The sequence below is a fragment of the Phormidium sp. CCY1219 genome (assembly GCF_055795085.1).
In genome coordinates, this window is the sequence record NZ_JAYFEQ010000829.1 from 1 (window position 1) to 8,313 (window position 8,313).

Genomic DNA, 8,313 nt, shown 5'->3' on the forward strand with positions numbered 1-8,313 from the left:
TTTTAATCCCCGCCGGATCCTCGGGTCTACAACAAAAGCTTGTTGAGAATGGTGCCAGCAACACCCCACGGGGGATAGAAACTCGCTGACAGAGAAAATCTCTCCTAACCCTTTCCTGGAGCGGGTTTCAAAAAAATTGTCCCCCAACTCGTTGACACAGAATTCCCCCACGGGGGTTATGGGGGATGGAAACTGGCTGCGGGGGGAAACTGGGTAAAATCCTCGCCCCGTGAGCTTTTGCCAAAATTCTCGCTTCCCTGCTTTTACGGGAAATTTGCCTGGGGGATAGAAACTCGTTATGGGCAAATCGTATTGCCCAAGGGTTTCCGTCCCCTTGCGGGGAGTTGAGTGGCGATCGCAGTTACGGTTCTCTGGAATAAGAGTATTCGGTTAACCGAACCTCGTCTGTCCCCTTGCCGGGAATTGAGTGGAAATGACCTTCAGATGTTGGCTCAATTTTCCCGACTTAGGGTATTGAGCCTGAAGTTTCCGTCCCCTTGCGGGGAATTGGTAGGAAATGACGAATCTCTGGGCTCGGGTGTTCGGAATGGAGACTCCTTTACAGGTTTCCGTCCCCTTGCGGGGAATTGGTAGGAAATGACGCGGAGGCTCGGGCCATCGGGGTGATTTACCCCGCCCTTCAGTTTCCGTCCCCTTGCGGGGAATTGGTAGGAAATGACGAAGCGCAGGATACTGATAATTTGCAACTAAAGATTTTAGAGGTTTCCGTCCCCTTGCGGGGAATTGGTAGGAAATGACATTAAGCGATGGAGATAGCTATGGTTTTATTATCTTTCTAGGTTTCCGTCCCCTTGCGGGGAATTGGTAGGAAATGACCTCCGTTCGTTAAAAGTGGTTCCAAGCACTACATTCTCGGCGGTTTCCGTCCCCTTGCGGGGAATTGGTAGGAAATGACTTGAAGGTGTTACCTGCACCTGCGGGCAGCCTAAGTGTGTTTCCGTCCCCTTGCGGGGAATTGGTAGGAAATGACTGACCACTCCGTTATTCCGTTAAAAGATGGTCGATGGCTGGTGTTTCCGTCCCCTTGCGGGGAATTGGTAGGAAATGACCTAAAAAAGGGGTATATTACATCGTTTCTAGCCTAGTGTTTCCGTCCCCTTGCGGGGAATTGGTAGGAAATGACTTGGGATAAGATTGAAGGACTTACTGAAGCACAAGAAGTTTCCGTCCCCTTGCGGGGAATTGGTAGGAAATGACCGGGGAGTCCCCCTAAAGTAAGACACTCCTCCCCTAAGTTTCCGTCCCCTTGCGGGGAATTGGTAGGAAATGACGACCACTGGGGAGGAGGAATATGGCTCTAAGTTATCTAGTTTCCGTCCCCTTGCGGGGAATTGGTAGGAAATGACCCTACCCTTATGAAAGCACTGATATGCCGAATTGTCAAGGTGCATTTTCGCCAGAGCACGGAGGATGAAGTTAACAAAACTTAACCCGCCGCCAGGGCAGGAACGAATCAACTCAAATTCATCCATAAACCAAAATTATCCCATACCTGCCGAAAAAAAAGCGGTAAAATTCCCGCTTCAGCTCACTCTGGCTGCAAATTCCTCTTTTTAGCTTTTTCTAACGGCTGCCGTCGCAGTGGGCGAACCTGTTACATTTCGTTACAATCCGCCAAACCCGCAGCCAGCGGTCATTTCCGCTGTGGGCATCTCCCGAAGAGCCAGAGAAGCGCTCAAAAAATCAAATAATCCGGCGGTTCGCACAGAGGAGGAGACCCATAGATTTTCGCCTGCTTCTTCGCCGTCTGATTCAGGGGATAGGCGCGCAGACTGTCCTGAGACAGGTCAAGTACCTTTAACCAGCGGTTCTCCATCAAAAAACCGAGGGTTTCCTCCTCTAGAGGACACTCGAACACCGAATATTGCACCCGCTGACAGCGCTGTTCCATCAACTTTGCCAACTTATTGCGGCGCTTATTATCGCGCAGGTCATAGCAAACCAACCAAAAATCCGTCATTTTAATCCAAATGCCTCATAATCCAACGAAGACTCCACCAAACAGCGACCCAACCATCGCCCTTGTTCGAGCAGAATTTGGCTCAAGGTCAAGCGACGATTTTGCGGGGGATAGCGCATTTGAGTGCGAAATTGCCGTTCTAATTGCCCCAAATAGAGTTTTTTCCCCATTTTCCCCAACCAGACTCCTTCACCATCCGGGGAGGGTTCGAAATCCAAAGGGTCGAGGATGTCTGACTGGACGATCGCGATCGCAGCACGGTTCACAATCACCGGGCGAAACTCCTCCATCAAATCCAACACCAGATTCGGGCGATAGGGTTCCACTGCATGAAAAAACCCCAAATACGGATCCAAACCCGCTTGAATGCAGGCGGCGAATACCCGCGCCAGGAGCACCCCATACCCCCAACTGAGCAAAGCATTCACCGGGTCGCGAGGGGGACGCCGATTCCGCCCGGTAAAGTTCCACTGCGCCGGAAACCAGTGGCGCAACCCTTGGTAGTAGGTGCGGGCGCAAATCCCTTCAATCCCCATCAGTTCATCGCGGTTGAGGGGGGTTTCCGTCTGGTTTAAGCGCAAGGAATAGGACGCCATCAGGTCGATCGCCTCGCTGAGTTGGGAGATTTTCCCCTTAGTAACGCGGTTGCGCTGTTGCAACACTTGGCGCTGATTGCGGATTTTGCCCGCCACCAATTTCTGCGCCAGGGCCATCCCAAAGGTAGTGTTCACCGTGCGATACTGGGCCAGACGAATGGTGGGATTGGTTTGGAAATGACCCTGCAGGCGTCCGCGAAACCGCCCGTCACTTCGCAGGAAGATGGTTTCGATACCGCGATCGAGCAATTGGGCGATCGCGCCATCGGTAAGCTGTACCCCGGGTAGGACCACCACCAACTCGATTTCCGCCACCCGACAGGAACTCGATTCTCCGTTGCGTTGTACGATAAGGTTTTGATTGCGATAGCGCACCACGGTTTGCGGTTCGGTTAAATATAAAGCGGTCATGGTTTTGTTCTGGGAAAGGCTTTTCTAGTTAACCACCTGTATGGAAAGCCCTTCTTCTATTGCGATTGGCACCTCACACCTGCGAGTCGGCGGTTAGGGTTTCCCCAAACAATTCGCGATCGCCGCCTAAAAACAAGCGCCATACCGCCACCACCACCCCATGTATCGCCACCGGGCACCATATCGACCCGGTTCCCCAATAGGCGATCGTGCAGGCACATCCCAACAATCCCGCCAACCCCAAAAACACCGGATTGACCATCGTTTTCTGTTGCGCTTTGGCAAAGGTAAACCCTTCTAACGGATGATAAAGCACAAACAACAGCACTCCCACAATCCCCCAACTCCACAAGGTGACATCGGAAACCGTTTCCGTGGGATGCGGAAGCAGTATAACCCGAAAGGTCAATTCCTCGGTCAGTCCGGGAATGACCAGCGCGCTTCCCATCACCCGGAGAATTTTTCTCCCGGATTTTTGCACATCCACTTGCAGAAAATCCCAGTAAAACCCGATCGCCAATGCCAGCACAGTATAACTCCCTAAAACCCCGGCAGCGAACAGCCATCCTTCCCCATCGGGAAGGGTGAAAAAGGCGGTGAGTATTCGGCGATGGATGGTATTTATCATTTCCATAGTTATATCCTCTGCTGGCGGTAAATTTATATGATATCATGGTTGGTTTCCCGGGCGGGGAAACGCGGGCGATTGAAATCGCCTGTACCATTGCTATTGTGTAAGCAAGGGAGCCTGTTAGGCACATTTATTGGAGGCGGAGGGGTGAGACGTTCCCAGGCGATCGCCAACGAGTGAGGCGAGTCAAGCTCGCAAATTAATCGCACATTTCAACCGCGCGATGGAGGCAATGTTTGTGGATTAAATTCCCCAACCAGCCCGCGTAGGAGTAGCTCGGTTCGTTTGCCACTCCGTTTTAGGGTGCGGCTCATTCCCCCGCGATATTATATCTCAAAATCTCACATACGCGCCTGATGGAACACTTGTGCTGCCGCGCGATGGAGTAGGGAATGACGATATACTAACCCAGGCATATCATCTGCATAACCGCCGCCAATGACGCAGGCGACGGGATAGCCGGCGGCGACACAGGTGCTTAGCACTTGCATGTCCCGGCGAAAAACCCCGGTATCGGTTAAGCTGAGTTTGCCCAAGCGATCGCCCCCATGCACGTCTACTCCGGCATCGTACATCACCAAATCTGGCTGAAACTGGGACAGCAAATCGGGCAAGTATTTTGCCACGGTTTGCAAGTATTCATCATCCTCCATCCCCACTGGTAAGGGCACATCTAAATCGCTGGTTTGCTTTCGCGCCGGAAAGTTCACCTCGCAGTGCATGGAAAAGGTAAACACTGTGGGGTCATCTTGGAAAATCAACGCGGTTCCATCGCCCTGATGCACGTCTAGGTCTACAATCAGTACCTTGCGGACTAATCCCAACTGTTGCAACACCCGAGGTGCGATCGCTAAATCGTTGAAAATGCAAAATCCCGACCCAAAGGTAGGAAACGCATGATGAGTTCCCCCTGCTGTATTGCACGCCAACCCGCACTCGAGGGCTAACTTCGCCGTCAGGACCGCGCCCCCCACCGCCATGCAAGTGCGATTTGCAAGTTCTGGGGACCAGGGTAAGCCAATCCGCCGCTGTGCCTTGGGTTCCAGGGTTCCTTCACAATACGCTTGCACGTAATCTGGCACATGCACCAATTCTATCCACTCTCGCGGCGGGAGGGTGGGGGTGTGAAATTGCCAGCGATGGGCCACATTATCCGCCACCAGCAACTCGTAAAGCAACCCAAATTTCTGCATCGGAAAGCGATGATTCTCGGGTAACGGCGCAACGTAGTCGGGATGATAAACAATTGGCAAATCCATTTTTCCGGTTGGGGTTGAGATTTTTTGCAGTTAGAGGTTGGAGAATGTCGCCACTCTCGCGTTTAGACTCTAAAATAAGAACAATGACTAAGGAGAGTTTATCATGCAATCGATTACTTGGCACTACGGAAGCAACAATCCGGAAAATCCGGACCATTTCGATACCATTCGCCGATGGTGGAGTAACCTCAATGGGAAGGAAGTCACTTGGCGACAGCGGATTATTCCCGCCAGTGGCGAGGTGACGGACCTGGATTGGGAACCGCAGCGCTTTGACGAACAATTCGTTATCAGCAATCCGGAAGTGCGCGGAATCACCCTCTATTGGCGAAAACCGGGCACTCCGGACCCGCGCAATACCACGGTAAGCAAACTGGAACTCGATCGCCTGCGTCAGGAATTATATATTTATCCCCAGTCTCAACCCACCTTGGTGATTCGGGTGGGAGTGGCGGCGATTCAATATAAAACCGTGAAGTTAAAAGAGGCGGAAATTGTCTTTGAGGGCAATACGCTGATTTTGCGCGATCGCACCCAATTGTTAGAGGTGAAAACCCAGTTAACCTCGCAACAAATTGGCCAATTTAAAGAACAATTACCGGAATAATTGCCGCACTTTTCACGTTGTAGGGTGCGTGACGCGGGTTAACTAATATCGCCATTATCCCCCAAACAACATCCCGCGTCACGCACCCTCCCCAATTATCATTTATGTATGGCGGATTTTATTGCGGTGCGGAAACGGCAATTTGTCCTAACTGCTTTAAAATTTGCAGCACCGATCGCAGGTCATTATCCGGATTGAACAGAGAAAACAATCAAGAATTCGCATATTGCACCAATAGATACCGCGTTGCTTTCAAAAATAAAAATTCATATTCGCACTTATCCCAAAACTGGGCAATTCCCCATTCTCTCATCCCGAAGTTTCGCCGCTATCTCTTAACATATACGCCAGCGCTTGTGAATAATAGCGCGACTCACGGCAAAATCCCTGCGCTTGAATTCGATAATTAACAACCAAAGTCGATTTTTCTGTACCAACACATCAATCCTACCCTGAATGACTATACCTTCGTCTTCTATCTCCAGACTCACTCCCGCTTCGGTTTCAATCCGAAAGGGTAGGCGGTAAAATCCCCCCAAATCCAGCAACGGCAAAACCCCCACCATTTTAACCCTATTCTCCAGTCGGGGCACATCTTCCATCAGCGCCAAAAAATTATCCTTCACCCGGTCTAACATTTACTCTTCCGTGTCGCTCAAAGTGGGATGAGTTTCCCTCCATTCCGGGAAAAATTGCGCGTCTGGTGCGAATTGTAGCCCCAATCGCTCTTTCAGCATTCTCAATGTGATTCGATTGGCGGGAATTGTCCGAATTGTGGTATAATCCATTAGCAGACTGCGACTTTCTCTCTAGGAGAGAAGGAAGCTATACCCTCCCACTCCTCAAGCGAGGGGGTGACGGGGGTAAACTCCTTTGACCATTACATCAGAAATTCTCACTCCGCGTCACCCCTTTTCGCCGATCGCAGGGCGATCGCCCTAACCATGAAACTGAATGACCCCCCGAGTGCCGTTGGTTAACCACTCTGGTACTTCCCGGTTTAAGGTCTCAATTTGATGGGGATGCACTCCACAAGCAAGTTCCGATTTTAAGGTTCGCAAGGCGACAACCGGGGCGGGAAAATAACAGGCAATATCGGCAAATTTGGTGGTAAAATCCCAGTGACGGTCCCCGAGAATCCGCCGATAGTTCGCATCTCCTTTGACGAAAATTAAGCTCGATTCTGCTATATCTTGGCGCAAGGTATCGGGCATTTCCCAGAAAACTAATGGCGAAGTCCAAAAGAAATCCTCGCGCAGCAACAAGCGATCGCTCTCTAAATACCCTTGCAAGCGATCGCCTAATGCTTGCACCGCTTTTTCAGAATGATTCGCGATCGCTTTTACCGTTTCGCGCACATCTTTGCCCATCGCATCAGACACAAATATCGGATGTGGTTTCACATGCCAGTGAATTTCGCACTGAGGATGAGTGCTGAGCAAAAAGTCCGCCAAACACAAATCGCACACCAATTCAAATCCAGAATTATCCAGAATAAAATCCAGGCGATCGGGGGTTTTCTCCTCCAGAAATTCCGCCACCCGCCAGCTATCATCCCCCAGCAGATTCTCTTCCTTTTCCGCCACTTCGATAAATACGCGATCGCCCTCTTCCGTGGGCCACAAACTTAAATCTATCCGATTCCCCCACAAGGAAAAATACATCAGAGAAACCAACCCTTTTTTATCCCATTTCCCCTGCAGTTCGTTCAACTTGGCGCTCAACGGTTGAATCGAATGCATCGCATTCTCCAACCCCCGCCGTTTTTGCACCGCATAAGGGTCTACCCCATATCCTTCGCTTAGGGGTTGAAAATATCCCGTCGCTTCCAGCACTCGCCGATAAAAATATGCCTCGATAAAATACCAAGGAATTTCCAACCAATTTTGTCCCGCATACGGGGCGAGATATCTCTCCCATGCGGCCCAATCCGGTGCAGCACTATTCGCCAGCGATCGTACCGTTTTCTCTGGCAATTCTGCCGCCAATAGTTCTAAGTTTTCCACAATTCCGGGCGGAAACTCATTTTCGGCAACAATTCGCCCACACAAATCGGGCAATCGTTCCACTACAGTATAATAAGCAAAAGACCCTTTTTCCGCTCCTTTAATCGGGGGCGGAATGGGCGATCGGGGTTGGCGATAATCACTCATTGGATAACTTAGAAGAATGAACAAGTAAGCAAGAAAAAGCCCTGGCAATAAAAGCGATTGAAATATCGCCTGAGTAATCAAAGGCGGGCGATTAAAATCGCCCCGAGGCAAAACCCAAGTCCGCCTACGCGGACTAATTGTAATCAAAGCGATTGAAATCGCGCCTAATAAAAGCGGGCGATTGAAATCGCGCCTAGGCAATCCAAGTCCGCCTACACGGACTCATGGTTTTTATTATGATAGCTCCACCGATGAGATTACTCCAGTAAATCGGGTTGTTGGCGCACAATCATGTCGTAAAGTGACTGAAAGCTAAACCATCCCATATAGTGAGTACCAACCTGAGTATAGGTCAACTGGGCGATTTCCGGACGAATGAGGATCGGAGTGCCCGCCGCTTCCGCCATCAGTTGGGCTTGACAAGAGCGCTCCATTGTGATAAACCACCAGGCAGCTTCATCCACCGAATGACCCACGGTGAGCAATCCGTGATTGCGGAGGATAACCGCTTTGCGATCGCCGAGGGTCTGCGCCAGACGGTCCCCCTCATCGAGATCCAACACCACCCCGGTGTAGTCGTCAAACACCGCATGGTCTTCTTGATACTCCCTACGGATAAATCCGAGGGATTCTTAAAGAGTCCAAAGTCGGACTTTTAAAGGCGCTTTTCCCCAC

Annotated in this window: 9 protein-coding genes and 1 CRISPR repeat array; of the genes, 1 reads left to right on the forward strand and 8 read right to left on the reverse strand. The window is 50.8% G+C overall.

All coding sequences use genetic code 11. The features are described from left to right. The first annotated feature begins 485 nt into the window (after positions 1–485). A CRISPR array of direct repeats spans positions 486–1,367; the repeat unit is 37 nt; unit sequence GTTTCCGTCCCCTTGCGGGGAATTGGTAGGAAATGAC. Between the two features lie 329 nt (positions 1,368–1,696). The 4 genes from cas2 to AC0QH1_RS26250 all read right to left on the reverse strand — a co-directional run bounded on the left by cas2 (position 1,697) and on the right by AC0QH1_RS26250 (position 4,878). Continuing rightward, positions 1,697–1,981, reverse strand: a complete 285-nt coding sequence (cas2, locus tag AC0QH1_RS26235; protein ID WP_324634405.1) for a CRISPR-associated endonuclease Cas2 — start codon at positions 1,979–1,981, stop codon at positions 1,697–1,699. Continuing rightward, a complete protein-coding gene (cas1, locus tag AC0QH1_RS26240) occupies positions 1,978–2,988 on the reverse strand; it encodes a CRISPR-associated endonuclease Cas1 (RefSeq protein WP_324634406.1) in 1,011 nt (336 codons plus the stop codon). The genes cas2 and cas1 overlap by 4 nt, the downstream gene beginning before the upstream one ends. Positions 2,989–3,061: 73 nt before the next feature. Next, entirely contained in the window at positions 3,062–3,622 is a 561-nt protein-coding gene (locus tag AC0QH1_RS26245; RefSeq protein WP_324634407.1) for a CPBP family glutamic-type intramembrane protease, read from the reverse strand. Positions 3,623–3,960: 338 nt separating this feature from the next. Beyond that, entirely contained in the window at positions 3,961–4,878 is a 918-nt protein-coding gene (locus AC0QH1_RS26250) for a histone deacetylase family protein (protein WP_324634408.1), read from the reverse strand. A 103-nt stretch (positions 4,879–4,981) separates the two neighbouring features. On the opposite strand from AC0QH1_RS26250, the gene AC0QH1_RS26255 reads away from it, so the two are divergent. After that, positions 4,982–5,485 (forward strand): hypothetical protein, encoded by a 504-nt coding sequence (locus tag AC0QH1_RS26255; RefSeq protein WP_324634409.1) that lies wholly within the window; start codon positions 4,982–4,984, stop codon positions 5,483–5,485. A 335-nt stretch (positions 5,486–5,820) separates the two neighbouring features. Here AC0QH1_RS26255 and AC0QH1_RS26260 read toward each other — a convergent pair whose 3' ends face one another. The 4 genes from AC0QH1_RS26260 to AC0QH1_RS26275 form a co-directional block, all read right to left on the reverse strand. Next, positions 5,821–6,123, reverse strand: coding sequence for a hypothetical protein (locus tag AC0QH1_RS26260; RefSeq protein WP_324634410.1), 303 nt, complete (start codon positions 6,121–6,123; stop codon positions 5,821–5,823). Further along, positions 6,124–6,273: a hypothetical protein gene (locus AC0QH1_RS26265; protein ID WP_324634411.1), complete on the reverse strand. Its 150-nt coding sequence runs from the start codon at positions 6,271–6,273 to the stop codon at positions 6,124–6,126. Positions 6,274–6,423: 150 nt separating this feature from the next. Beyond that, positions 6,424–7,638, reverse strand: coding sequence for a damage-control phosphatase ARMT1 family protein (locus tag AC0QH1_RS26270; protein ID WP_324634412.1), 1,215 nt, complete (start codon positions 7,636–7,638; stop codon positions 6,424–6,426). 257 nt (positions 7,639–7,895) lie between these two features. Continuing rightward, on the reverse strand, positions 7,896–8,255 hold the full coding sequence (locus AC0QH1_RS26275; RefSeq protein WP_324634413.1) for a class II aldolase/adducin family protein: 360 nt from the start codon (positions 8,253–8,255) through the stop codon (positions 7,896–7,898). Positions 8,256–8,313 lie beyond the last annotated feature (58 nt).